General features: G+C 73.7%; 18 protein-coding genes. 1 reads left to right on the forward strand and 17 read right to left on the reverse strand.

Annotation, left to right across the window (positions count from 1 at the left end):
* Window positions 1-17: 17 nt before the first annotated feature.
* The 10 genes from ACFRU2_RS22975 to bldG form a co-directional block, all read right to left on the reverse strand.
* A complete protein-coding gene (locus tag ACFRU2_RS22975; RefSeq protein WP_382974956.1) occupies window positions 18-1589 on the reverse strand; it encodes an alpha/beta fold hydrolase in 1572 nt (523 codons plus the stop codon).
* 173 nt (window positions 1590-1762) lie between these two features.
* The gene (locus ACFRU2_RS22980; RefSeq protein ID WP_382974959.1) at window positions 1763-2974 is read right to left on the reverse strand and encodes a DNA polymerase III subunit delta'; all 1212 of its coding nucleotides are present in this window, start codon (window positions 2972-2974) and stop codon (window positions 1763-1765) included.
* A gap of 138 nt (window positions 2975-3112) precedes the next feature.
* Window positions 3113-6394 (reverse strand): dTMP kinase, encoded by a 3282-nt coding sequence (gene tmk, locus ACFRU2_RS22985; protein WP_382974962.1) that lies wholly within the window; start codon window positions 6392-6394, stop codon window positions 3113-3115.
* Window positions 6395-6559: 165 nt separating this feature from the next.
* Window positions 6560-9376, reverse strand: coding sequence for a type I DNA topoisomerase (gene topA, locus ACFRU2_RS22990; protein ID WP_382974965.1), 2817 nt, complete (start codon window positions 9374-9376; stop codon window positions 6560-6562).
* A 461-nt stretch (window positions 9377-9837) separates the two neighbouring features.
* Window positions 9838-10035, reverse strand: coding sequence for a hypothetical protein (locus ACFRU2_RS22995; protein ID WP_382974968.1), 198 nt, complete (start codon window positions 10033-10035; stop codon window positions 9838-9840).
* 145 nt (window positions 10036-10180) lie between these two features.
* Window positions 10181-11743, reverse strand: a complete 1563-nt coding sequence (locus ACFRU2_RS23000; RefSeq protein ID WP_382974971.1) for a methyltransferase — start codon at window positions 11741-11743, stop codon at window positions 10181-10183.
* 276 nt (window positions 11744-12019) lie between these two features.
* Window positions 12020-12586 (reverse strand): small secreted protein, encoded by a 567-nt coding sequence (locus ACFRU2_RS23005; RefSeq protein ID WP_274548842.1) that lies wholly within the window; start codon window positions 12584-12586, stop codon window positions 12020-12022.
* 174 nt (window positions 12587-12760) lie between these two features.
* Window positions 12761-15178, reverse strand: a complete 2418-nt coding sequence (locus ACFRU2_RS23010; RefSeq protein ID WP_382974974.1) for a sodium-translocating pyrophosphatase — start codon at window positions 15176-15178, stop codon at window positions 12761-12763.
* A gap of 674 nt (window positions 15179-15852) precedes the next feature.
* Window positions 15853-16293 carry an ATP-binding protein gene (locus tag ACFRU2_RS23015; protein WP_382974977.1) on the reverse strand — a complete coding sequence of 147 codons (441 nt, stop codon included), beginning with the start codon at window positions 16291-16293 and terminating at the stop codon, window positions 15853-15855.
* 101 nt (window positions 16294-16394) lie between these two features.
* A complete protein-coding gene (bldG, locus tag ACFRU2_RS23020; protein WP_243339893.1) occupies window positions 16395-16736 on the reverse strand; it encodes an anti-sigma factor antagonist BldG in 342 nt (113 codons plus the stop codon).
* Window positions 16737-16818: 82 nt separating this feature from the next.
* Here bldG and ACFRU2_RS23025 point away from each other — a divergent pair, with 82 nt between their 5' ends.
* Window positions 16819-19290, forward strand: coding sequence for a DEAD/DEAH box helicase (locus tag ACFRU2_RS23025; RefSeq protein ID WP_382974980.1), 2472 nt, complete (start codon window positions 16819-16821; stop codon window positions 19288-19290).
* A 346-nt stretch (window positions 19291-19636) separates the two neighbouring features.
* Here ACFRU2_RS23025 and ACFRU2_RS23030 read toward each other — a convergent pair whose 3' ends face one another.
* The 7 genes from ACFRU2_RS23030 to ssd form a co-directional block, all read right to left on the reverse strand.
* On the reverse strand, window positions 19637-19942 hold the full coding sequence (locus ACFRU2_RS23030; protein ID WP_382974982.1) for an Rv3654c family TadE-like protein: 306 nt from the start codon (window positions 19940-19942) through the stop codon (window positions 19637-19639).
* Between the two features lie 83 nt (window positions 19943-20025).
* A complete protein-coding gene (locus tag ACFRU2_RS23035) occupies window positions 20026-20379 on the reverse strand; it encodes a TadE family type IV pilus minor pilin (protein ID WP_382974985.1) in 354 nt (117 codons plus the stop codon).
* Window positions 20366-20557 (reverse strand): DUF4244 domain-containing protein, encoded by a 192-nt coding sequence (locus tag ACFRU2_RS23040; RefSeq protein WP_382975197.1) that lies wholly within the window; start codon window positions 20555-20557, stop codon window positions 20366-20368. Before ACFRU2_RS23040 ends, ACFRU2_RS23035 begins: the two co-directional genes overlap by 14 nt.
* A 166-nt stretch (window positions 20558-20723) precedes the next feature.
* Window positions 20724-21500 carry a type II secretion system F family protein gene (locus ACFRU2_RS23045; protein WP_382974987.1) on the reverse strand — a complete coding sequence of 259 codons (777 nt, stop codon included), beginning with the start codon at window positions 21498-21500 and terminating at the stop codon, window positions 20724-20726.
* Complete coding sequence (locus ACFRU2_RS23050) at window positions 21500-22384, reverse strand: type II secretion system F family protein (RefSeq protein ID WP_382974990.1); 885 nt, start codon at window positions 22382-22384, stop codon at window positions 21500-21502. Before ACFRU2_RS23050 ends, ACFRU2_RS23045 begins: the two co-directional genes overlap by 1 nt.
* Window positions 22381-23529 carry a TadA family conjugal transfer-associated ATPase gene (locus ACFRU2_RS23055; protein ID WP_382974993.1) on the reverse strand — a complete coding sequence of 383 codons (1149 nt, stop codon included), beginning with the start codon at window positions 23527-23529 and terminating at the stop codon, window positions 22381-22383. The genes ACFRU2_RS23050 and ACFRU2_RS23055 overlap by 4 nt, the downstream gene beginning before the upstream one ends.
* The gene (gene ssd / locus ACFRU2_RS23060; RefSeq protein ID WP_382975199.1) at window positions 23526-24716 is read right to left on the reverse strand and encodes a septum site-determining protein Ssd; all 1191 of its coding nucleotides are present in this window, start codon (window positions 24714-24716) and stop codon (window positions 23526-23528) included. The genes ACFRU2_RS23055 and ssd overlap by 4 nt, the downstream gene beginning before the upstream one ends.
* Window positions 24717-25079 lie beyond the last annotated feature (363 nt).

Consider the following 25079-nt stretch of genomic DNA (forward strand, 5'->3'; position numbering starts at 1 on the left):
GCCGCCGACGGCGGGGGTCAGCACTTCTTCCCGTCCTGCGGAGCGGTGCCTTCCAGGAGGTAGCGGTTGATCGCCGAGTCGATGCAGTCGCTGCCCCGGCCGTACGCGGTGTGGCCGTCGCCGTCGTAGGTCAGCAGGACGCCCGAGTCGAGCTGGCCCGCCAGGGCCTTCGCCCACTTGTACGGGGTCGCCGGGTCGCGGGTGGTGCCGACCACCACGATCGGCGGGGCGCCCTTCGCGTGCAGCGCCTGGGCCGTGCCGGTGGCCTTCGTCGGCCAGTACCCGCAGTTCAGCGAGGCCCAGGCCAGGCCCGCGCCGAAGACCGGAGAGGCCTTCTCGAAGGAGGGCAGCGCCTTCTCGACCGCCTCGGGCCCGGCGAAGGCCGGGGGCTGGTCGAGGCAGTTGACGGCGGCGTTCGCCGACATGAGGTTGGCGTACTTGCCGTCCTGCTCGCGCTCGTAGTAGCTGTCGGCGAGCGCCAGCAGCCCGTTGCCGTCGTCTCCGTCGATGGCGGCCGTGAGCGCCTCTCGCAGCTGCGGCCAGGCGTTCTCGTCGTACAGGGCGGCGATCACCCCGGTCGTCGCCAGCGACTCGCCGAGCGCGGTGCGCGACCGGTCGGTCGTGGGGACCGGCTGGGCGTCGACCTTGCGGAAGAACTCCTTCAGGCGTTCCGCGATCTGCTCCGGGGTGCCCTTGCCGAGCGGGCAGTCGGTCTGCTTCGCGCAGTCCGCCGCGAAGGCCCGGAAGGCGGTTTCGAAGCCCTCCGTCTGGTCCCGGTTCAGATCGACCGCGGGCCGGGAGGGGTCCATCGCCCCGTCCAGCACCAGCCGTCCGGTCCGGCCCGGGAAGAGGTCGGCGTACGTCGCCCCGAGGAAGGTGCCGTACGAGGCTCCGACGTAGTTCAGCTTCTCGTCGCCCAGCGCCGCGCGCAGGACGTCCATGTCGCGGGCGGCGTCGACCGTGGAGACGTGCGGCAGGACCCGCTGCGAGTGCGTCTGGCAGGCGGCCGCGAACTCCTTGAAGGCGGCCACCAGCAGGGCCTGCTCCGCCGGCGTGTCCGGCGTCTGGTCCACCTGGGTGTACTTGTCCATGGCCGGGCCGTTCAGGCATTCCACGGGGCTGCTGCGGTCCACTCCGCGCGGGTCGAAGGAGACCATGTCGTACGCGGCACGCACCGGGGCCGGGTAGCCGATGCCCGCGTACGCCTGGAGGTAGCCGATGCCGGATCCGCCCGGGCCGCCCGGGTTCACCACGAGCGAGCCGAGCCGCTTGGCGGGGTCCGTGGCCTTGCGGCGGGACACCGCGATGTCGATGTCCCCGGCTCCGGGGTTCTCGTAGTCCAGCGGAACCTTCATGGTGGTGCACTCGAAGCCGGGCACACCGCACTCGCGCCAGGTCAGCTTCTGGTCGTAGTACGGGCGCAGCGCGGCCGGGACGGCGGTCGGCTCGGCCGACGGCGCCTCGGAGGCCCCGCCGGACGACGCGGCGGCACGGGGTGTTCCCGAACCGCCCGAGGTGCACCCGGAGAGCAGTAGCCCCGCAGCGGCGATCACGGTCCCGGTGGTGCGCAGCAGGCGACTGGTGTCCATTCCCGGAGCCTACGGCCTGCGGGCATGCCCGGGGCGGTCGTGCACGCGCCGGGCGGCGGGCGGCCGCCCGGGCACGGGGCGCCGCCCCGCACGGACCGGGGGCGTCTCCGGCCCGCCCCGCGGACCCCTCGAACGGGTGAGGCCGTCAACCGGAGGCGCAGCGCAAGCGCGTGTCAGCCCGCGCGCAGCGACATCGTCATCGCCTCGACGGCGAGCAGCGGGGCGACGTTGCGGTCCAGCGCCTGCCGGCAGGCGATGATCGCCTCGATCCTCCGCAGGGTGCGCTCCGGGCCCGACTCCCGGGCGATCCGGTCCAGGTCCTGCCGTATCTCCTCGTTCGCGATGGCCAGCGCGGAGCCGAGCTGGAGGGCCAGTACGTCCCGGTAGAAGCCGGTGAGGTCGGTCAGGGCCAGGTCGAGGCTGTCGCGCTGCGTACGCGTGCGCCGGCGCTTCTGCCGGTCCTCCAGCTCCTTCATCACGCCCGCCGTACCGCGCGGCATCCGTCCGCCCGTACCCGCTCCGGCGCCGAGCGCGGCGCGCAGCTCCTCGGTCTCCTTGGTGTCGACCTCTTCCGCGACCTGCTTGGCGTCCTCCGCGGCGGCGTCCACCAGCTCCTGCGCCGCCTTCAGGCAGTCGCCGACGTCGGCCACGCGCAGCGGCATCCGCAGGACGGTGGCGCGCCGCGAGCGGGCCGCCTCGTCGGTGGCGAGCCGCCGGGCCCGGTCGATGTGCCCCTGGGTCGCGCGGGCGGCGGCCTGCGCGACGGCCGGTTCGATGCCGTCGCGCCGCACGAGCACCTCGGCGACGGCGGACACCGACGGGGTGCGCAGCGACAGGTGCCGGCAGCGGGAGCGGATGGTGGGCAGCACGTCCTCCAGCGAGGGGGCGCACAGCAGCCACACGGTTCGCGGAGCGGGCTCCTCCACGCCCTTGAGCAGCACGTTTCCGGCGCCTTCCGTCAGCCGGTCGGCGTCCTCCAGGACGATGACCTGCCACCGTCCGACGGCCGGGGACAGCTGCGCCCGGCGCACCAGCGACCGGGTGTCCTTCACGCCGATGGACAGCTGATCGGTGCGGACGATCTCCACGTCCGCGTGCGTACCGATCACGGTGGTGTGGCAGCCGTCGCAGAACCCGCAGCCCGGCTCGCCGCCGAGGGCGCGGTCCGGGCTGGTGCACTGGAGCGCGGCCGCGAAGGCGCGGGCGGCGGTGGCCCGCCCCGAGCCGGGCGGACCGGTGAACAGCCAGGCGTGCGTCATCTTGGAGCCGGGCGGCGGCGGGTTCCCCGACTCGATGGCGGTGACCAGGGCGTCGGCGTCGACCGCGGCGGCGGCCAGCTGGGTCTGGATCCGCTCCTGTCCCACCAGGTCGTCCCATACGGGCATCCCGCCCACCGCCTTTCCCTCGCGTACCGTCCGTGCCGTCTGCTCACCCAGTGTGGCGGCTCCCACTGACAATCCCGGTCAGCCGGTCCCCACGACGGCCACGGCCGTCAGCACCCGCCGTACCCGTCACCGCCGCGGTCAGCGGCGGCGCGGCCCCCGGCCCTGGTCGTCCTCGTCGTCCCGGCGCCGTCCCAGCAGCTCGTCCGCCAGCGTCGGCAGATCGTCCAGCGGAGTCTCCTCCGCCCAGTCCGAGCGGGGCCTGCGCGGCCGGCCGTCCTGGGTGGCGTCGGTGACCAGCGGCAGTTCACGGGTCGCGTCGTTGCCCGAGTCGCGGAAGATGCCCGGCGGGACCCGGTCGGCCGGGTTCTCCTCGGGGCGCTGGGCCGTGGGCCGCGACGCGGAGTACGAGGCCCTGGGCGCGGCCGGCCGCGTCGGCGCCGCCTCGCCCGTGCCCGTGCCCGTGGGGCGTACGGGCGGCAGGACCGCCGTCTCGTCCGCCGGACCCGTCGCGCGGACGGGCGGCAGCACGGCCGTCTCGTCCGCCGGACCCGCCGCAGGATCGGCCTTCGGCACCGGGACCGTCTGGGTGACGTCGTCCGGCTGCACGACCCGCTTGACGACCGGAGTCTCGATCGTGACGGCCTCGTCGTGGTGCGGTTCCTTGCGCAGGTCGGCCTTGGGAGCAGCCTCCCCGGCGACGGGCGCAGCGGCAGGAGCGGCAGCAGGGGCCGCCGCGGGAGCCGTCGGGGCAGCGGGCGCAGCCGCCGCCACGGACGCCGAAGCAGCCGCCACCGAGGCGGCCGCAGCCGCGGCGGCAGCGGACTTCGCCGCCGCCTCCGCCGCCGAGGCCTCGGCCAGCCGCCGCGCCTCCTCGGCCTTCAGCAGGGCCTCCTCGGCCCGCCGCTGCTTCTCCAGCCGGCGCTCTTCGGCCTCGGCGTGCAGCCGGGCCTCCTCCTCCGCCTGCTTGCGCAGCCTCTCCTGCTCCACCGCGCGGGCCTTCTCCTCGGCCTCCAGCCGCAGCCGCTCGGCCTCGGCCCGCTGTCGGGCCTCCTCCTCGGCGCGCAGCCGGGCTTCCTCCGCCTCGCGGGCGGCCTCGGCCTCGGCCGCGATCCGGGCCTCCTCGGCCTCGCGGGCCTTGCGGGCCTCCTCTTCGGCCAGCAGCCGGGCTTCCTCCGCCTTGCGCGCGGCCTCTTCCTCGGCCTTGCGCTTGGCCTCCTCGATGGCGAGCCGGCGGGCCTCCGCCTGCGCGGCCACCTCTGCCTCCGACAGCGGGAGCATCCGGTCCAGGCGGTGGCGCACGACGGTGCTGACCGACTCCGGGTCCTGGCCCGCGTCGACCACCAGGTAGCGACCGGGGTCGGCCGCGGCCAGGGTCAGGAATCCGGCCCGCACCCGCTGGTGGAACTCCGCCGGCTCCGACTCCAGCCGATCCGGCGCCTCCGTGAACCGCTCCCGGGCCGTCTCCGGCGACACGTCGAGCAGCACGGTCAGATTCGGTACCAGTCCGTCGGTGGCCCAGCGCGAGATACGGGCGATCTCGGTCGGGGACAGGTCCCGGCCGGCGCCCTGGTAGGCCACCGAGGAGTCGACGTAGCGGTCGGTGATGACCACCGCGCCGCGCTCCAGGGCGGGCCGGACGACGGTGTCCACGTGCTCGGCACGGTCGGCCGCGTACAGCAGGGCCTCGGCGCGGTTCGACAGGCCGGCGGAGGACACGTCGAGCAGGATCGAACGCAGCCGCTTGCCGACCGGGGTGGCCCCGGGCTCGCGCGTGACGACGACCTCGTGGCCCTTCGCCCGTATCCAGTCGGCCATGGCCTGCACCTGGGTGGACTTGCCGGCGCCGTCGCCGCCCTCCAGGGCGATGAAGAACCCGGCGTCGGACGCGGCCTGGACCGGCTCCCCGCCGCGCAGCGCCTCGCGCAGGTCGCGGCGCAGCGGTACGCCGCTGCGGTCGTCGGCCTTGGCCAGGACGATGACGGCGACCGGCAGCAGCAGGGCGCCGGCCAGCATCAGCGTGAAGGCCGCGCCGCCGTGGGCGAAGACGACCTCGCCGGCGGCCAGCCGGTGCGGTCCGATCAGGGCGGCCAGCAGCGGGGCGGCGACGGCTCCGACGGCCACGGCGACCCGGACGACGGCCTGCAGGTGCTCGGTGACCCGGGCCCGGCGGAACTCCTCGGTCTCCTGGTCGAGCAGCGTGTGCCCGGTGTTCGCGGCGACGCCCGCGGCGGTGCCGGCGAGCAGCGAGAGGAACACCACCGTCGAGGTGTCCGGAACCAGCCCGGTCAGCAGCAGCGCCAGCCCGGCCACCCCGACGGCCAGCGCCAGCAGGCGGCGCCGGGACAGGGAGGGAAGCACCTTGCCGGCCTGGGTGGCGCGGATGCCGAGGGCGGTACCGCCCAGCAGGGCCAGTACGAACAGCGAGAACGCGGCCGCTCCGCCCCCCAGGTCGGTGGCGTGCAGGACGGCCACGGCGGCGGCGGAGGCGATGGCTCCGGCGACGGCGGCGCAGACGAGGACGAACAGCGGGATGGCCCCGGTCCGCCCCTTCTCCGGCCGGTCCCCCGCCTTGGGGGCGCGCAGGCCCTCCAGCGGGGAGCGCGGACGCGGGGTCTTCGTTCCGGGCAGCACCAGCGGGAGCAGCAGCGATACGGAGGCCGCGAAGAGACCGGAGGCCACGTACGAGCCGAGGGCGGCCTGGTTCTCGGCGAACCAGCCGATGCCGAGGCCGAGGGCCTTGCCGATCAGCGTCGAGGCGAGCAGTGCGGCCGCGGCGATCGGCAGGGCGGCGAAGGCGGTGCGCAGGTTCAGCCGGCGCAGTGCGTCGAGGTGGTCGGGCAGCGGCCGTACGGTCGCCCCTTCCGGCGGCGGCGTCGGCAGCAGGCCGGGCGCGGCGCTGTCCTTGGCCAGCCCCCACATCCGCTCGGCGGCGCCGGAGACGAAGACGGTGGCGAGCAGGGCGGTCAGCGCGTGCGGGCCGATCCAGTCGAGCCACAGCGGGGCGACGACGAAGAGGCCGAGCCGGAGCCCGTCGGCGCCGATCATCGTCCAGCGGCGGTCCAGCGTGCCGCCGGGGGCGGTGAGCTTGGCCAGGGGCCCGAGGAGGACCGCGCCGAAGAGGACGGTGGACACCACGCGGACGCCGAAGACGGCGGCCACGGCGAGGGCCCAGCCGGTGTAACCACCGCCGAAGGGCTCCTGGTCCACGGCCGCCTGGAAGACCAGCAGCACCAGGACCAGCAGGGCGAGGGCATCGCCGATGCCGCTCACCAACTGCGCGCTCCACAGACGGCGCAGCCCGGGGGTGCGCAGCAGAGCGCGCACCGCGCGCTCGCGGGAGTCCGCGGCGAGGGCTTCGTCGTAGGTGGGGGCGGTGTCGGCGGTGGCGGTCACGACCGTTGGCTGCTCGGCTCGCGTCATCCGCCCAGCCTATCCGCTGTGCTGGGCGGGTGCGGAGGCCTGTGGACAAGGTCCGGTGTGACCCCCGACCCACCGCGCGGGGCTCCGCCCCAGACCCCGGTCCTCAAACGCCGGACGGCTGAAACAAGCAGGGCCCGTGCACAAGTGCACGGGCCCTGCCGGTGACTACTCGTCCGCCGGAGCGGCCGCCGCCGTCTTCTTGGCGGTCGTCTTCTTGGCGACAGTCTTCTTGGCCGTCGCCTTCTTGGCCGTCGTCGTCTTCTTGGCGGCAGCGGTCTTCGTCGCCGTCGCCTTCTTCGCCGGGGCCTTCTTCGCGGGAGCCTTCTTGGCCGTCTTCTTCACCGGGCCCTTGGCGCGCTTCTCAGCGAGCAGCTCGTAGCCCCGCTCCGGCGTGATCGTCTCGACGTCGTCGTCCCGCCGCAGCGTCGCGTTCGTCTCGCCGTCCGTCACGTACGGGCCGAACCGGCCGTCCTTGACGACCACCGGCTTCTCGCTGACCGGGTCGGTCCCCAGCTCCTTCAGCGGCGGCTTCGCGGCCGCGCGCCCCCGCTGCTTCGGCTGCGCGTAGATCGCGAGCGCCTGCTCCAGGGTGATGGCGAACAGCTGGTCCTCGGTCTCCAGCGACCGCGAGTCCGTGCCCTTCTTCAGGTACGGGCCGTAGCGGCCGTTCTGCGCGGTGATCTCCGCGCCCTCCGCGTCCACGCCGACGACCCGGGGAAGGGACATCAGACGCAGGGCGTCCTCGAGGGTGACCGTGTCCAGGCTCATCGACTGGAACAGCGAGGCCGTCCGCGGCTTGACCGCGTTCTTGCCCGTCTTCGGCGTGCCCTCGGGCAGGATCTCCGTCACGTACGGCCCGTAGCGGCCGTCCTTCGCGACGATCTCGTTCCCGCTGATCGGGTCCTTGCCGAGCGCGAACTCGCCGCTCGGCTTCGCGAAGAGCTCCTCCGCGTACTCGACCGTCAGCTCGTCGGGGGCCAGCTCCTCCGGGACGTCGGCCCGCTGGTGGCCCTCGGCGTCCTTCTCGCCGCGCTCCACGTACGGCCCGTAGCGGCCCACGCGCAGCACGATGTTCTCGCCGACGGGGAAGGAGGAGATCTCCCGGGCGTCGATCGCGCCCAGGTCGGTCACCAGCTCCTTCAGACCGCCGAGCGCGTCACCGTCGGCCGGCACGACCTCGGTCGCGTCCTCCGCGCCGAAGTAGAAGCGCTTGAGCCACGGCACGGACTGGGCCTCGCCCCGCGCGATGCGGTCGAGGTCGTCCTCCATCTTGGCGGTGAAGTCGTAGTCGACGAGCCGCCCGAAGTGCGTCTCCAGCAGGTTGACCACGGCGAACGACAGGAAGGACGGCACGAGCGCCGTGCCCTTCTTGAAGACGTACCCGCGGTCCAGGATCGTGCCGATGATCGACGCGTACGTCGACGGGCGGCCGATCTCCCGCTCTTCCAGCTCCTTGACCAGCGAGGCCTCGGTGTAGCGGGCCGGCGGCTTGGTCGCGTGGCCGTCGACCGTGATCTCCTCGGCCGACAGCGCGTCGCCCTCGGCGACCTGCGGGAGGCGCTTCTCACGGTCGTCGAGCTCGGCGTTCGGGTCGTCCGCGCCCTCGACGTAGGCCTTCATGAAGCCGTGGAAGGTGATCGTCTTGCCGGACGCGCTGAACTCGGCGTCACGGCCGTCCGCCGACCGTCCGCCGATCTTCACGGTCACCGAGTTGCCGACCGCGTCCTTCATCTGGGAGGCGACGGTGCGCTTCCAGATGAGCTCGTACAGCCGGAACTGGTCGCCGGTCAGACCGGTCTCGGCCGGAGTGCGGAAACGATCACCCGAAGGACGGATCGCCTCGTGCGCCTCCTGCGCGTTCTTGACCTTGCCCGCGTAGGTGCGCGGCTTCTCCGGCAGGTACTCGGCCCCGTAGAGCTGCGTGACCTGCGCACGCGCCGCCGACACCGCGGTGTCGGAGAGCGTCGTGGAGTCGGTACGCATATAGGTGATGAAGCCGTTCTCGTACAGCTTCTGCGCCACCTGCATCGTCGCCTTCGCACCGAAGCCGAGCTTGCGCGAGGCCTCCTGCTGGAGCGTCGTCGTACGGAACGGGGCGTACGGGGAGCGGCGGTACGGCTTGGACTCGACGGACCGGACGGCGAACGAGGTCTCCGCCAGCGCGGCGGCCAGCGCCCGCGCGTTCGTCTCGTCGAGGTGCAGCACCTCGCTCTTGAGCTGCCCGGTCGAACCGAAGTCGCGGCCCTGCGCGACGCGCTTGCCGTCCACCGTGTTCAGGCGGGCGACCAGCGTGGAGGGGTCGGAGGCGTCACCGGCGCGGCCGGTGGCGAAGGTGCCGGTCAGGTCCCAGTACTCGGCCGAGCGGAAGGCGATGCGCTCGCGCTCCTTCTCGACCACCATGCGGGTGGCCACCGACTGGACGCGGCCCGCCGACAGCTTCGGCATGACCTTCTTCCACAGGACCGGCGAGACCTCGTAGCCGTAGAGGCGGTCGAGGATGCGGCGGGTCTCCTGGGCGTCGACCATGCGCTGGTTGAGCTCGCGCGGGTTGGCGACGGCGTCGCGGATCGCGTCCTTGGTGATCTCGTGGAAGACCATCCGGTGGACGGGGACCTTGGGCTTGAGGACTTCCTGCAGGTGCCACGCGATGGCTTCGCCCTCGCGGTCCTCATCGGTGGCGAGGAAGAGTTCGTCGGACTCGGCCAGCAGCTCCTTGAGCTTCCTGACCTGGGCCTTCTTATCGGCGTTGACGACGTAGATCGGCGCGAAGTCGTGCTCGACGTCCACACCGAGACGGCGGACCTCACCGGTGTACTTGTCGGGAACCTCGGCCGCGCCACTCGGGAGGTCGCGGATGTGCCCGACGCTCGCCTCGACGACGTATCCCGGGCCGAGATAGCCCTTGATCGTCTTCGCCTTGGCAGGGGACTCGACGATGACGAGTCGGCGGCCGCCCTTTGCGGTCTCGCTAGTCGGGGACAACTTGGCTCTTCTCTCCGGTCGGCACTCGGTCGCAGTACGGCGACGCTGCGGAGTGTGACGGTACAACCCGCCCCCGTGTCAAACGGCAGAAGCCCGCAACGGCCACTCGAACGGTAACCCGACAAGTGCCATTTCTGCCGCCCGGATGCCGCGCCGGGCCCTCCGCACTCACCGGGCAGAGTGGCCGAAGGGCCGTCTGGCCCCGCCCCGGGACCCCGCTTCACGTCGCGCTTTACGGTCCTGCGCACATTCCGGACGAGCGGAGGAAACCCGGCGCGCCGCCGGACGTGAGCGACATCCGGCCGATTCCGCGGCCGCGACTCCCGAGCCCCGCCCCCGCCGGACCGAAGCACCCGCCACCACCAGGGGCGACACCACCCCGACCGTCAGGGGCCCGACTGCCGCGGAGCCCCCGGTCCCGTGAGCTTCGCCTCATGGAGCCCCCGGCCTCGCGGCCGGCCTCACAGCCGTCCGAGGCACCAGACCCCGAGGGCGAGCGAGGCCCCGCCGGCGAGCAGGGCCAGTGGTACGGCCACGACGGGGCGCACGCCCTCGGCCACCGGCGCGCCGCGTGGGGCGCGCGCCCCCGTCCAAGCCAGCAGAGCGGCCCCGAACAGCAGGAACACGGCCGCCGCGAAGATCGCCGGACCGTGCTCCATGCCGTTCACCTCATCCCCCGGGCCGCTCTCGGGATCCCCCCGGATCCCGCTGACGGGAGGATTTCAGCCGGGGGGAGACAGCAGACGAACCCGGGGTTACATCCCGGCTCCGACTGCGCGGCTTCCCGGCTTCCCTGCTTCCCGACTACTCGGCGGCCCGCGCCCCCGCTTCCGCTTCCGCCGCGGTCAGCGGCTCCAGGAACCCCTGCTCCACCAGCATCCGGATCGCCTCGGGCGTCCGGTCCCGCAGGACCACCGGGTCCTCTTCCACCAGCTGGGCGATGGCGTCCAGAATCCGCCCCGCGCTCAGTGATCCGTCACACACCCCGGCGAAGCCGGCCCCGACCGTGTCGACCTTGGTGGCGCGCCGCATGCCCCGGTTCTGCCGGAGCACGACGTGTTCCGGATCCTCCGCGCCGGGCGCGCCGACCTGCTCCTGCACGACCTCCTCGGTCAGCCGGAAGTAGCCCGCGAGCAGGGCCGCGTCATCGTGGTCGCGCAGGTAGTCCTGGCGCGCGAAGTGCGCCAGGACGGCTTCCCCGAGCGGCTGTTCCACCGAGTGCGGCCACTCCTCGACCACGATCGACGGCTCGGCCGCGTCGCTGCGCCGCAGCGTGATCCAGCCGAAGCCGACCGCCTTGGTCTTGCGCGCTTCGAACTCGTCCAGCCAGTCCTCGTACCGCTGTTCGTACTCGGCGGGGTCGGTGCGGTGATCGCCCGCGTCGCGCAGCCACAGCTCCGCGTACTGCGTCACGTCCTGCACGTCGCGCTGCACGATCCAGGCGTCGCAGCCGCGCGGCACCCAGGCCCGTACCCGGTCGTGCCAGTCCTCGCCGTCCACGTGCTGCCAGTTGCCCAGGAACTGCGCGAATCCGCCCGGGTTGAGCCGGGCTCCGGCCTCCTGGACCAGGGTCCGGCACAGGTCGTCGCCGCCCATCCCGCCGTCCCGGTACGTCAGCCGGGCTCCGGGCGAGATCACGAAGGGCGGATTCGACACGATCAGGTCGTACGTGGCCGCGCCGACCGGCTCGAACAGCGACCCGGTGAGCAGCTCCGCCTCGGGGGCCCCCGACAGCGCCAGCGTCAACCGGGTGAATTCCAGGGCCCGCGGGTTGACATCGGTCGCCGTGACCCGGGTCGCGTGCTGGGCGGCGTGCAGCGCCTGGATCCCGGATCCGGTGCCGACGTCGAGCGCCGAGCCGACCGGGATGCGGATGGTGATCCCGGCCAGGGTCGTGGAGGCGCCGCCGACACCGAGCACCACACCCTCCTCGCGGCTGCCGATCCCGCCGGCCCCGCCGACGGCGCAGCCGAGGTCGGAGACGATGAACCAGTCCTCGCCGTCCGGACCGCCGTACGGGCGCACGTCCACGGTGGCGTGCACCTCGTCGCCCTCGCGCCGCAGCCAGCCGTCGGCCAGCGCCGCGTCGACGGGCAGGGCCGTCGCGGCATGCACGTACGGCACCGGCTGCCGCAGCAGGAACAGCCGGGTCAGGCTCGCGAGCGGCCCGTCGCCGCGGCTCCGCACGGCGCGCAGGGCGGGGACCGTCTCGCTGCGGGCCAGCGCGGCGTACGCCGGGGCACCGAGCAGGTCGAGCAGGCCGTCGGCGGTGAAGCCCGCGGCGAGCAACGCGGCGCGGAGCTCGGCCGCGCGGGCCGACGAGGGGAGGCGGGCGGGCAGACCGGGAGGAAGGCTGGTGGTACTCACCCGCCCATTGTGGCCGCTGCCGCCGCCATTGCCCGCGCCACACGGCCTGCGGCGCGGGCACCCGTCGCCTTCGGGAGCTCCCGCCCGGGGGCCGCACCCCGGAACGGGCCCCGACCGGGCGCAGCTCCGTACGGCCCGGGCCGTCCCCGGACATGCGCCGGGGCGGCCGGGTCCCGAAGGATCCCGGCCGCCCCGGTGGTCGCGGCGCCGCCGGCAAGGCGGCGGCCCGCGCTGGAACTTCTAGAGGTTCAAGAACTTCTGGAACCTCTAGAACTTCTAGGACTTCGCCGGCGACGGAGTCGTCACCTGGCAGCCCTTCTGGCTGTTCATCGCCTTGTCCAGCCCGCCCGCCTTGAGCTGGTCGAGGGCTTCCTTGCCGCCCTTGGTCGCTTCCTCCAGACCGCCCGCCACCTCCTTGAGGCCCTCGGCGAACTTGCCCTGGTCCTTGGCGTCGAGGGCGTCCATCTTCGTCTTCAGGGCGGTGTAGCCCGCAGACGTCGACTCGAAGCCCATGACCGCGGCGGCCTGGGTCTTCTCGCCGTCCTTGACGGGCGGAACTCCCGCGCCCGTGAGGGCCGTACCCATCGCCTTGTACGACTCGGACATGGTCCCGAAGGCCGCCGAGTCGGTCGCCTGGACCTCTTCTGGCTTACTGCTCTCGGTCGCCACCCGCTTGATGTCGGCGTTCGCCTTCTCGATCTTCTCGAGCTCGGGCTGCCAGCTGTCGCAGACCTTCTTGGCCCAGGCGTCGGTCTTCTTGTCGCCGTCGTCCCCGCCGCAGCCGGACAGGACGAGCATCAGCACCGCAGCGCCCGATACCGCGGCCGCAAGCTTCTTGTTCACCGGATTGGTCCCTTCGAAGGCTCTCGGCCCGGAAGATACACGCCCACCATCCGGGAAACGCAAAGGCGGACGGACGGCGCGTCAGTCCGCGCCCCCCGTCCGCCGTTCGGGCGTACGGTCGAGTCGGGCCGGGTCAGGCCCTCAAGAGCCGTCGTCAGCCCCGCGAGAGCCGTCTCAGGAGGAGACCGCCGCCGCCGGGTCGCCCTGCTGGCCCACCCGTTCCGCGGTCGCGCCCTCGCCCGCCCCGTCGTCGCCCACGGAGATGCCGCGGCGCTTGGAGACGTACACGGCGCCGACGATGACGCCGATCGCGAGGATCGCGACGATCGCCCGTACGGTCGGGCTGGCGTCCGCGCCGTAGCTGAACTGCACGATCGCGGGGGCGATCAGCAGCGCCACCAGGTTCATGACCTTGAGCAGCGGGTTGATGGCGGGACCGGCGGTGTCCTTGAACGGGTCGCCGACGGTGTCGCCGATGACGACCGCCTCGTGGGCCGCACTGCCCTTGCCTCCGTGGTGCCCGTCCTCGACGAGCTTCTTCGCGTTGTCCCACGCGCCACCGGAGTTGGCGAGGAAGACCGCCATCAGGGTGCCGGTGCCGATCGCGCCGGCGAGGAAGGAACCGAGGGCTCCGACGCCGAGCGTGAACCCGACGGCGATCGGGGTGAGGACGGCGAGCAGCCCCGGCGTGGCGAGTTCGCGCAGCGCGTCCTTGGTGCAGATGTCCACGACGCGCCCGTACTCGGGCTTCTCGGTGTAGTCCATGATCCCGGGGTGCTCCCGGAACTGGCGGCGCACCTCGTAGACCACCGCGCCGGCCGAACGGGACACCGCGTTGATGGCGAGGCCCGAGAACAGGAACACGACGGCCGCGCCCAGGATCAGCCCGACCAGGTTGTTGGGCTGGGCGATGTCCAGGCTGAGGTTCATCTCCCCGGCCGTCTTGACGCCGACTTCCTTCACCGCGCCCGCGATGGCGTCGTTGTACGAGCCGAAGAGCGCGGCCGCGGCGAGCACGGCGGTGGCGATGGCGATGCCCTTGGTGATGGCCTTGGTGGTGTTGCCCACCGCGTCCAGGTCGGTCAGCACCTGCGCGCCGGCGCCCTCGACGTCCCCGGACATCTCCGCGATGCCCTGGGCGTTGTCGGAGACCGGGCCGAAGGTGTCCATGGCGACGATGACGCCGACGGTGGTGAGCAGGCCGGTGCCGGCCAGCGCCACGGCGAAGAGCGCCAGCATGATCGAGGTGCCGCCGAGCAGGAACGCCCCGTACACGCCGAGGCCGATGAGCAGCGCCGTGTAGACGGCGGACTCCAGGCCGACCGAGATGCCGGCGAGCACGACCGTGGCGGCGCCCGTCAGGGAGGACTTGCCGATGTCCCGGACGGGACGGCGGTTGGTCTCCGTGAAGTAGCCCGTGAGCTGCTGGATCAGGGCGGCGAGCACGATGCCGATGGCGACGGCGACCAGCGCCAGGATCCGCGGGTCGCCGGAGTGCCCGGAGATCGCGGCGTCGTCGACACCGACGAGCTCCTTGTAGGTGCCCGGCAGGTACGCGTAGACGGCGATCCCGACGAGGACCAGCGAGATGGCGGCGGAGATGAAGAAGCCGCGGTTGATGGCGGTCATTCCGCTGCGGTCGGTACGGCGCGGGGAGACCGCGAAGATGCCGATCATCGCGGTGACGACCCCGATGGCGGGGACGATCAGCGGGAAGGCCAGGCCCAGGTCGCCGAAGGCGGCCTTGCCGAGGATGAGGGCCGCCACGAGGGTGACGGCGTACGACTCGAAGAGGTCGGCGGCCATTCCCGCGCAGTCTCCGACGTTGTCGCCCACGTTGTCGGCGATGGTCGCGGCATTGCGCGGGTCGTCCTCCGGAATGCCCTGCTCGACCTTGCCGACCAGGTCGGCGCCGACGTCGGCGGCCTTGGTGAAGATGCCGCCTCCGACACGCATGAACATCGCGATGAGCGCGGCGCCGAGGCCGAAGCCCTCCAGGACCTTGGGCGCATCGGCGGCGTAGACGAGCACGACGCAGGACGCGCCGAGCAGGCCGAGGCCGACGGTGAACATGCCCACCACGCCGCCGGTGCGGAACGCGATCCGCATGGCCTTGTGGGAGACCTCGGTCAGGTCCTTGGCGGGCTCGCCCTCTCTGGGGGTGGCCTCGCGCGCGGCGGCGGCGACGCGGACGTTGGCACGGACCGCGAGGCGCATGCCGATGTAGCCGGTGGCGGCCGAGAAGATGGCGCCGACGAGGAAGAAGGCGGAACGTCCCGCGCGCTGCGTCCAGTCGTCGGCGGGGAGCAGGAACAGCAGGAAGAACACGACGACGGCGAAGATGCCGAGCGTGCGGAGCTGCCGGCCGAGGTAGGCGTTGGCGCCTTCCTGGACGGCGGCGGCGATCTCCTTCATGGAGTCGGTTCCCTCGTCGGCGGCGAGGACCTGGCGGACCAGGATCTGCGCGACGACGAGCGCGGCGATGGCCACGGCCGCAATGACGATCACGATGAGCCGATTGTCATCCGTGAGTACTGCGGATGCCAGGTCTGTGGTGCGACCCGGCGCGATAGGGGTGAAGAGCCCCGTCATTCGTCCTCCTTGACGTGATGAGCTCAAGATGTGGACGGATTGTAGGGAGCGGGACCAGATCAAAACAGTACGCAGGAAGCGGAATTGGCCCGCACTTGCTCCTCACCAATAGATCTGGTCACTCCATTACCCTCGAAAGTGGTAATGGGGCAAAAGCGTTGACGCTTGATCACCGATCCGGAAATCCGCCGGAGAACGATCACGGAATTGATCTAGAGGCACACAAAAGGCCCTGCTCGGCAGGGCCTTGAATAAGATCAGAAGATACGTCGGCACGCGCGGGGGAACATCATCGGTGCCCACACCAAGGCGCCTCCGACGCCTTGCCGGCACCCGCCCGGTCCCCCGTCGCCAGACGACCGGACGCCGAGAACCGCCCGCCGCAGAGCCCGACCGGGACACGAAACAGACGGGAAAGCACCAAACCCACGGGGCGGGACGAGAACCCGCCGTGCCCCACGAGAACCCGCCGTAGCCCCACGAGAACCCGGCGGCCCCAGGAGAACCCGCCGACCCAAGGAGACCCCACCGGGGCCACGAGGGCCGGGGCAGCACGAAAACCCCCCGGTCGGCACAGGGCCACCCGGCGGGTACGTAGCGGTCGGTCAGCGCCCCGTGACCGGCGGCGGTCGAGCCGGAGCCCGCCGACCCGGAGCGGGCGGGGCAACCGCCGGCTACGGCAGTTCGGAGGCCCCCGACACGGGCCAGCTCATCCGGATGGTCCCGCCGGTTTCCCCGCTGATGACCTCGACGTCGTCGACCAGGCCGCTGATCACGGCAAGGCCCATCTCGTCCTCGCCCTCGGTGTCGGGGTCCAGGACGGCGTCTATCCCGGGCACGGCGGCAGCCGTGCCGCCGGCCGGTCCGGGCACTTCGTCGCTGACCTCGATGGAGAACACCTTCTCCTCTTCGGTCAGCACCACCCGGACGGGCGCGGTCAGCCCGTTGGTGCGATGCAGTCCGACGGCACGCGAACAGGCCTCGCCCACGGCGAGGCGGACCTCGTCGAGGACGGCTTCCTCCACACCGGCCCGCCGCGCCACGGCGGCCGCGACCAGGCGGGCCGTCCGGACGTGTTCGGGCTGGGCGCTGAAGCGCAGTTCAACGGTGGCCATGCGCGTCCCCCTCGGACTACGGGCGTGCCTTACAGGGGCCCGGACCGCTTGTGGCCCGGTACCCCCCGCTCCATCATCGGCCGTTTCGCCGCCGAGCGCCGTCAGTCGGTGGCGTTGACGGCGTCTTCCACCGAGTTGTGGATCGGAAACACCTTGGTCAGGCCGGTGATTCGGAAGATCTTCAGGATGCGCTCCTGGTTGCACACCAGACGCAGCGAGCCCTCGTGCGCGCGGACGCGCTTGAGGCCTCCCACGAGCACACCAAGTCCGGTGGAGTCGAGGAAGTCCACTCGCTCCATGTCGACAACCAAGTGGTAGCTGCCGTCGTTCACCAACTCGACCAACTGCTCGCGCAGCTTGGGCGCGGTATACACATCAATCTCGCCACCGACCTCCACGACCGTACGGTCGCCGACAGTGCGAGTCGACAGGGACAGGTCCACGGATCCTCCAGCACCTTGCTATCGAGCGGCGCCCCCCAGGGGCCTCCCCAACCCGGAGGTAGGAGAGGGATTGGCTGCCGCGATGGCATTCAATCACTTACCGGCAGGCGCGCACGACGCCTTCCGACCATTGTCCCGCACGCCGGTGACACACTCGGTTCCAATGGCCAACACTCACCGTCCCGGTCCGCCCACGGCACCCGAGGACGTCAGACCCACCCCCGGCACGGTTCTGGACCGGCTGTCACGGGGGCCTTCCCGCACTGCGCGCATCACCCATACGGAGCACTTGCCCCCTCGGGAGGGTCGTCATGCGGTCTGGCCCGATCGCATCCGAACTGATGTCGTAGCCGCAATTCAGGCCGCCGGGATCGACCATCCGTGGGAACACCAGGCCGCGGCCGCCGAGCACGCCCTCGACGGGGAGTCCGTGGTCGTCGCCACGGGCACCGCCTCGGGCAAGTCCCTGGCCTACCTCGCGCCCGTGCTCTCCGCCCTCGCCGACGGGGCCGAGGCGCCCAACGGCCGGGGCGCGACCGCCCTGTACCTGGCCCCGACCAAGGCCCTGGCCGCCGACCAGCGCCGCGCCGTACGGGAACTGGCCGGCCCGCTCGGAAACGCCGTCCGGCCCGCCGTCTACGACGGAGACACCCCGTTCGAGGAACGCGAGTGGGTGCGCCAGTACGCGAACCTCGTCCTCACCAACCCCGACATGCTGCACCGCGGGATCCTCCCGGCCCACCCGCGCTGGTCCTCCTTCCTGCGGGCCCTGCGCTACGTGGTCATCGACGAGTGCCACACCTACCGGGGCGTCTTCGGCTCCCACGTGGCCCAGGTCCTGCGGCGGCTGCGCCGGCTGTGTGCCCGCTACGGCGCCGATCCCGTGTTCCTGCTGGCCTCCGCCACCGCGAGCGACCCGGCGACCGCCGCGTCCCGGCTGACGGGCCTGCCGGTGGTGGAGGTGTCCGACGACGCCTCCCCGCGCGGCGAGGTCGTCTTCGCCCTGTGGGAGCCGCCCCTGACCGAGCTCAAGGGCGAGCGGGGCGCCCCCGTACGCCGCACGGCCACCGCCGAGACCGCCGATCTGCTCACCGACCTGGTCGTCCAGGGCGTCCGCACGGTCGCCTTCGTCCGCTCCCGGCGCGGCGCCGAGCTGATCGCGGTGATCGCCCAGGAGAAGCTCGCCGCCGTGGACCGCTCCCTGCCCCGGCGGGTCGCGGCCTACCGCGGCGGCTACCTGCCCGAGGAGCGCCGCGCCCTGGAGCGGGCCCTGCACTCCGGCGACCTGCTCGGCCTGGCCGCGACGACCGCCCTGGAGCTGGGCGTGGACGTCGCCGGCCTGGACGCCGTCCTGATCACCGGCTACCCGGGCACCCGCGCCTCCCTGTGGCAGCAGGCCGGCCGGGCCGGACGCTCGGGCCAGGGCGCGCTGGCCGTCCTGGTCGCCCGCGACGACCCGCTGGACACCTACCTGGTCCACCACCCCGAAGCCCTGTTCCGGCAGCCCGTGGAGGCCACGGTCCTGGACCCCGACAACCCGTACGTCCTGGCCCCGCACCTGTGCGCGGCCGCGGCCGAGCTGCCCCTCACGGAGCCCGACCTCGACCTCTTCGGCCCGGCGGCGCGCGACCTCCTCCCCCAGCTCGAAGCGGCGAAACTGCTGCGCCGCCGGGCCACGGCCTGGCACTGGACCCGCCGGGAACGGGCCTCGGACCTCACCGACATCCGGGGCGGCGGCGGACGCCCGGTCCAGATCGTCGAGGCCGCCACGGGCCGCCTGCTGGGCACGGTCGACGAGGAGGCCTCCCACACCGCCGTCCACGACGGGGCGGTCCACCTCCACCAGGGCCGCACGTACCTGGTGAAGCACCTGGACCTGGAGGACTCGGTCGCGCTGGTCGAGGAGTCGAACCCGCCGTTCTCCACGACCGCCCGCGACACCACCGCCATCTCGATCCTGGAGACCGAGACGGAGATCCCCTGGGGCCGGGCCCGGCTCTGCTTCGGCTCGGTGGAGGTCACCAACCAGGTGGTCTCCTACCTGCGCCGCAAACTGATCACCGGCGAGGTGCTCGGCGAAGCCAAACTGGACCTGCCGCCCCGCACCCTGCGCACCCGGGCCGTGTGGTGGACGGTCACCGAGGACCAGCTCGACGAGGCCCGGATCAACCCGGAGATCCTCGGCGGCGCCCTGCACGCCGCCGAGCACGCCTCCATCGGCCTGCTCCCGCTCTTCGCCACCTGCGACCGCTGGGACATCGGCGGGGTCTCCATCCCGCTGCATCCCGACACCCTCCTCCCGACCGTCTTCGTCTACGACGGCCACCCGGGCGGAGCAGGCTTCGCCGAGCGCGCCTTCCACACGGCCCGCGCCTGGCTGACGGCGACCCGTGACGCGATCGCCGCCTGCGAGTGCGAGGCCGGCTGCCCTTCCTGCATCCAGTCCCCCAAGTGCGGCAACGGCAACGACCCCCTGCACAAGCGCGGCGCCGTCCGCCTCCTCACCCACCTCCTCTCGGAATCCCCACCCCCCGCCCCACCGGCAACCCTCTGAGCCCTCCGAACCCCGGGGACGGGGCCGACGGGGCCGACGGGGGCAACCGCGGCTTCACGGGCTCACCGCCGATTGGCTGAATATCGCCCCTGACGCCACCCAAACCGGGACAGCCGCCCCAGAACCACTCCCGCACCCCCAACCCCTCCCAGACGAGCCTCCAGGCCGCCCTCAGCCCCCTCCCAGGTGGCGCGGGCACCCTCAGCCCCACCCACCCCGGCGCGGGCACCTTCAGCCCCTCCCAGACGGGGACGGGACCCCTCAGCCCCGCCCGGAATAGCGCGAGCCTTCGGCCCCTCCCGGACGCTGGGCCGCAGGGCGAGCCCTCGACCCCGGGGAGGACCCCTCATCGGGGCTCCCCGGGCAGCGGTGGGCCCGCGCGGGAGCGCAGCTCCGGTCGGAAGAGGCCCGTCGGGGTGCGGGCGGTGACCTCCGCGACCTCGCCCGTCACCACGCACCCGGTGACCTGCACGCCCTGCGCCACGGCCACCCGTACCGCCGTGGCGCAGGCGGCCTCCGGGCCGTGGGCCCAGCTCGCGGCCGCGGCGAGGGCGGCCAGGTCGGCGGCGGCCGCGGCACGGTGCCGGGAGACCACCGCCTGCCCGAGCAGGAGCACCCCGCCGAACACCGCCATCAGCACGGTCACGAGCACGACCCCCCACACCGTGGCCGACCCCCGGTCCCGGTCCCGGGGCCGCAGGCGGCGGCGCTCCCCCGGGCGGCCCCCGCGGCGGCTCACGGCGGCGGCCCGACGGTGTCCTCGGCCAGGGCGGCGGCCAGGGCGGTGAGGCGGACCGGCAGCGCGGCCGGGCCCGGGGCCGGCGCCGAGACGCGGACCCGCCACAGGTCGCCCGTCCGCGAAAGCTCCACCCGCGCCCCGGGCGGGGCCGCCGCCTCGGCCGCCGCCACCACCGCGCCCGCCGGCTCCGACCGGGCCGCCGCCCGGGCACCGGCCCGAGCGGCGTCCACACACCGGATCTGCGCGGCGGCCGCCATCAGCGCCCACACCAGCAGCCCCGTGAACAGCACCAGCGCCGGAATCACCAGGGCCGCCTCCGCCGTCACGAATCCGCTGTCAGAACGGCGCATCGAGTGCCTTCCCGATGGTCGACTGAAGTGCCGTCGAAACCAGTTCACTCGTCACCACCTTGTACAGAACGGCCGCGAACGCACACGCCGCGATCGTGCCCATGGCGTATTCGGACGTGGTCATCCCCGCGTCGCCTCCACGGCCCTTCAGTCGCGCGTGTCCCACCAGTCCCGCCATTGCCGCCCGCACTCGAATCCAGATGATCGACATGACAACCTCCCGTTGATTCAGCTTTTTGACGTGTTCTCAGATCTCGGATGTCGGATGGTCATTTCAGGTGGCTCATTCGGGCGGCCCATTCGGGCGGCCATTCAGACGGATCTTCAGATGCCCCCGGCGGCCCTCAGCTGCCGGAGAGGAGACCGGAGGCCATTCCGATCACCACCGGTGCCACTCCCAGCGCGAGGAAGGCGGGGAGGAAGCACAGGCCCACCGGTGCGGTGACCAGGACCGCCGCCCGCTGCGCCCGGGCCCCCGCCCGGCGCGCGCGGTCCGCCCGGAGCGTCGAGGCGAGCCGGGAGACCGGTTCCGCGGCGGGCGCCCCCGTCCGCGCGGAGCGCTCCAGGCATTCGGCCAGGGCGCGGGCTCCCGGTATCTCCGCCAACCTCCCCCACGCGGCGCCCGGTTCGCCGCCGAGCCGCAGCTCCGCCCCGGCCATCGCCAGCCGTTCGCCCACCGGGCCGCCCAGCGACTCCCCCACCGCCTCGGCGGCGTCCACCGGCCCGGCTCCGGCTGCCAGACAGGCGGCCAACAGGTCGGCGGCGAAGGGGAGCTGGCGCTCGGCCTCCCCGAGGTCCACCCCTGCGGCCGGCCGTCGCCGCGCGAGCCACCTGCGGACCGCGAAGCCCGCCGCAAAGCCGGCCGCCGCGCCCGTGAGCCCGCCGATCAGCACCCAGGCCACCGCCAGCGCTCCGGCCGGCCCGGCCCAGGCCGTCAGCGCCGCCCGCAGCCGGGGCCCGGGCAGCGGTCGCCTGCGCGCCGTCTCCACCGCGAGCAGGCGGGTGAGCCGGCGCCTGGCCGCCCGCGCCCTGATCCGCGCCGCCACCAGCGACGCCGCGCACAGCGCCGCCGCCGCGAGGCCCAGGGCCGTCCCCAGCCTGTGGATGGCGGAGCCGTCCATCACCGCTCCCCCACCCGTACGATCCGCCGGCACCAGAGCAGCCCCAGCGCCTCCAGCACCGCGCCCGCCAGCAGGCAGCCCCATCCCACCGGCGTGTGCAGGAGCACGCGCAGCGGATCGGCGCCCAGCGCGGTACCGATCAGCAGGCCGACCACCGGGAGCAGGGCCAGGACCGCCGTCGTCGATCTCGCTCCCGTGAGCTGGGCGCGCAGTGATTCCTCCCGGTCCCGCTCGGCCCGCAGGGCCCCTTCCAGCCGGTCCAGTCCGGCGGCCAGCCCGGCTCCGCCGTCCACCGATACCCGCCAGCAGGCCGCCATCGCCGCCAGCCCCTCCGCGCCGGGCTCCCGTGCCGCCTGCCGCAGGGCTGCGGCCACGTCCCCGCCGAAGGCCGCGGCCGCCAGGACCCCGGTCTCCGCGGCTCCCGGCCCGCCGGGGCCCGACACCGTGCGGCGCATCGCCTCGGTCAGTGCCCGGCCCGGCTGCGCACCGGCGCGCAGTTCGCCCACCACCGCGCCGCACAGGGCCACCACTTCGGCGGCCCGCGCCGTCCTGGCCCGCGCCCGCTGCCCGGCCCGCAGCCACCGGCGCACCAGCGGTACCGCCGCCGCCCCCGCGAGCAGCGGGAGCACCGACCCGCCCAGCAGCGCGAGCACCAGCCCGGCCCCCAGGCAGGTCCACTCCCGGCTCCGCGCGGCCCGGACCCGGACTCCGGCCGCCAGCCGCTCCCACGGCGCCGGCCCCGCCGCTGCCGGCCGCCCCGGCCCGGCCAGCACCGCCCTGGCCCGCCGGGACACCCCGTCGGCCCCGGCCAGCGCCCAGGCTGCCGCTCCCGCGCACAGCACTCCGGCGACCACCGGCAGCGGTGCCACCGCCCCGGCGCTCACCGGGCACCTGCGAGCAGCGGGCGCAGCCGCTCCCAGCCCCGGTCCCGTACGAACCCGCGGGCGCCCCAGCGCAGCGCCGGCACGGTGACCACGAGCCCGGCGGGGTCCCGCTCCAGGACGTGCACCTCGGCGACCCGGCGCCGGCCGGCCCGGTCCCGTACGAGATGGACCACCAGGGTCAGGGCTGCCGCCAACTGGCTGTGCAGGGCGGCCCGGTCCAGCCCGGCGGCCGTTCCGAGGGCCTCCAGCCGGGCCGGCACATGGGCGGCGGCATTCGCGTGGACGGTGCCGCAGCCGCCTTCGTGACCCGTGTTGAGGGCGGCCAGCAGGTCGGCGACCTCGGCGCCCCGGACTTCGCCGACGACGAGCCGGTCCGGCCGCATCCGCAGCGCCTGGCGGACCAGGTCGGCGAGGGTGACGTGGCCTGCGCCCTCCTGATTGGCCGGCCGGGTCTCCAGCCGCACCACGTGCGGATGGTCGGGCCGCAGCTCGGCCGAGTCCTCGGCGAGCACGATCCGCTCCCCGGGGCCGACGAGCCCGAGCAGGGCGCTGAGCAGCGTGGTCTTGCCGGTGCCCGTCCCTCCCGAGACCAGGAAGGACAGCCGGGCCCGCACCATGTCCCGCATCAGCCGTTGCCCGCCGGGCGGCAGCGTCCCCGCCGCGACCAGCTCCTCCAGTGTGAAGGCGCGCGGCCGCACCACCCGCAGGGACAGGCACGCCGATCCGACGGCCACCGGGGGCAGTACGGCGTGCAAGCGGGTGCCGTCGGGCATCCGGGCGTCCACCCAAGGGCGGGCGTCGTCGAGGCGGCGCCCGGCGACGGCGGCGAGCCGCTGGGCGAGCCTGCGCACGGCGGCCGCGTCGGTGAAGGTCACCCCGGTCAGTTCCAGCCCGCCGCCGCGGTCCACCCACACCCGGTCGGGGGCCGCCACCAGGACGTCGGTGACCTCGGGGTCGGCGAGCAGTGCCTCCAGCGGGCCCGCGCCGACCAGTTCGGACCTCAGCTCGGCGGCGACGCCGAGCACCTCCGCGTCGCCCAGCAGCCGGCCCTGGGCCCGCAGGGCCGCGGCCACCCGCGCCGGGGTGGGCTCCGCCCCGCTCTCGGCGAGCCGCTGGCGCACCGCGTCGAGGAGTACGGCGCTCATACCGCCACCCCCTGGGCGGAGCCGAGGGCGCGCTGCCAGAAGCCGTCGCAGAAGCGGGCGAGGGCGCCCCGCCCGTGCGATCCCGGGGGCTCACCCTCGGCCACTCGGCCCGGGAGTCCCACCTCGACCGGTACTTCGCCGGCCAGGGGCACCCCCAGGAGTCCGGCGACGGCTTCCGCGTCGAGTCCGCCGGGCGCGGGGCCCCGTACGACCACGCGGACGTCCCGGGCCACCATCCGGACTCCCGCGGCCACCCGGCCGGCCGCGGCCACCGCCCGCAGCTCGCCCCGCACCACCATGAGCACCAGGTCCAGCTGCGCGAGCACCTCGGCGACGGCTTCGTCGACCCGGCGCGGCAGGTCGACCACGACGACCCCGCCCCGGCGCCGCGCGGCGGCCACCACCGAGCGCATCGCGGCGGGCGGCACCACCACCCGGTCCCCGCGGTCCCAGCTGAGCACCCGCAGGGCGTGCAGTTCGGGCAGGGATTCCGCCAGGGCTCCGGCGCCGACGCGGCCGCGCGAGGCGGCGAAGTCGGGCCATCGCAGTCCTTCGGCGGCTTCGCCTCCGAGGAGGACGTCCATGCCGCCGCCGAGGGGGTCGCCGTCGATGAGGATGGTCCGCTCCCCGGCCCGGGCGGCTCGCAGGGCCAGCGCGCAGGCGAGGGTGGAGGCTCCGGCTCCGCCGCTGCCCCCGATCACCCCGACCGTGAGGGCGGGCCGTCCGGCTCCCTCCACGACATCGGCGATCCGGTCGACGAGCCGGCTTTCGGCGTCGGGGAGGGTCAGCACCTCCTCGGCGCCGATCTCCAGGGCCCGCTGCCATACGTGGGGGTCGTCCAGATCCCGGCCGACGAGGAAGACCCCGTCCCGCCGGGGTGCGCCGCGAACCCGCCGCGCGGCGTCGTCGCCGACCAGGACGAGCGGTGCGGATTCCCAGCCGACCCCCGCGACCCCGAGGCCCCCGGCGGCGCCCCCGCCGCCCCCGCCGCTCCCGGCGCCCCTCTCGTCACCACCGGCTCCGCTTTGCTCGGGCACCGCGTGGTGCACATGCGGCTCGGCTCCCGCGGCGGCGCACAGCCGCAGCAGGTCGTCGAGCAGCAGGGGGTCCTCGGTGATGATCAGCGGCCGTCCGCCGGCGGCCACAGGCCCTCCGGCCCCGGGATTCGGCCCGTCCCCGCCCGCCATCGCGAGATCCCGGAGTTCACACGACTTCGATCCAGCCACGATCTCCGCCTCCTTCTCACAGCAAATCCAGCGCCGCGGACTTCGCGGCCGGAATCACCGTGACGGGATCGGGAAAAAGAAGTGGATCTTGCTCTAAAACCGTGGACGGTCGCCTCATTGTGAATAACTCGCTCACCCCAACAGGTGAGTTCCGGAGCGCGCCGGAACGACTACGCACAGTGACGAGTTCGAGGGGGTGAGGGCCTTCGCCGCGCAGGCCCCTCGAAGACGAGGAAGCCCGAGGAGTGATCACTTGGGGTCGAAGACAGGGACGCAAACCGCGTCCGGACATGCGACGACCCCCGCCGGGGGGGAGAGCGGGGG

The sequence above is a fragment of the Streptomyces sp. NPDC056883 genome (genome assembly GCF_042788835.1).
GTDB lineage: Bacteria > Actinomycetota > Actinomycetes > Streptomycetales > Streptomycetaceae > Streptomyces > Streptomyces stoeckheimensis.

What these genes read in the sequence shown, in the direction of transcription:
- ACFRU2_RS22975 (WP_382974956.1), bottom strand. Translation starts at nt 1,589, where the DNA reads ATGGACACCAGTCGCCTGCTGCGCACCACCGGGACCGTGATCGCCGCT.
- ACFRU2_RS22980 (WP_382974959.1), bottom strand. Translation starts at nt 2,974, where the DNA reads ATGCCCGTATGGGACGACCTGGTGGGACAGGAGCGGATCCAGACCCAG.
- tmk (WP_382974962.1), bottom strand. Translation starts at nt 6,394, where the DNA reads ATGACGCGAGCCGAGCAGCCAACGGTCGTGACCGCCACCGCCGACACC.
- ACFRU2_RS22995 (WP_382974968.1), bottom strand. Translation starts at nt 10,035, where the DNA reads ATGGAGCACGGTCCGGCGATCTTCGCGGCGGCCGTGTTCCTGCTGTTC.
- ACFRU2_RS23010 (WP_382974974.1), bottom strand. Translation starts at nt 15,178, where the DNA reads ATGACGGGGCTCTTCACCCCTATCGCGCCGGGTCGCACCACAGACCTG.
- ACFRU2_RS23015 (WP_382974977.1), bottom strand. Translation starts at nt 16,293, where the DNA reads ATGGCCACCGTTGAACTGCGCTTCAGCGCCCAGCCCGAACACGTCCGG.
- ACFRU2_RS23025 (WP_382974980.1), top strand. Translation starts at nt 16,819, where the DNA reads ATGGCATTCAATCACTTACCGGCAGGCGCGCACGACGCCTTCCGACCA.
- ACFRU2_RS23035 (WP_382974985.1), bottom strand. Translation starts at nt 20,379, where the DNA reads ATGCGCCGTTCTGACAGCGGATTCGTGACGGCGGAGGCGGCCCTGGTG.
- ACFRU2_RS23040 (WP_382975197.1), bottom strand. Translation starts at nt 20,557, where the DNA reads ATGGCGGGACTGGTGGGACACGCGCGACTGAAGGGCCGTGGAGGCGAC.
- ACFRU2_RS23045 (WP_382974987.1), bottom strand. Translation starts at nt 21,500, where the DNA reads ATGGACGGCTCCGCCATCCACAGGCTGGGGACGGCCCTGGGCCTCGCG.
- ACFRU2_RS23055 (WP_382974993.1), bottom strand. Translation starts at nt 23,529, where the DNA reads ATGAGCGCCGTACTCCTCGACGCGGTGCGCCAGCGGCTCGCCGAGAGC.
- ssd (WP_382975199.1), bottom strand. Translation starts at nt 24,716, where the DNA reads ATGGCGGGCGGGGACGGGCCGAATCCCGGGGCCGGAGGGCCTGTGGCC.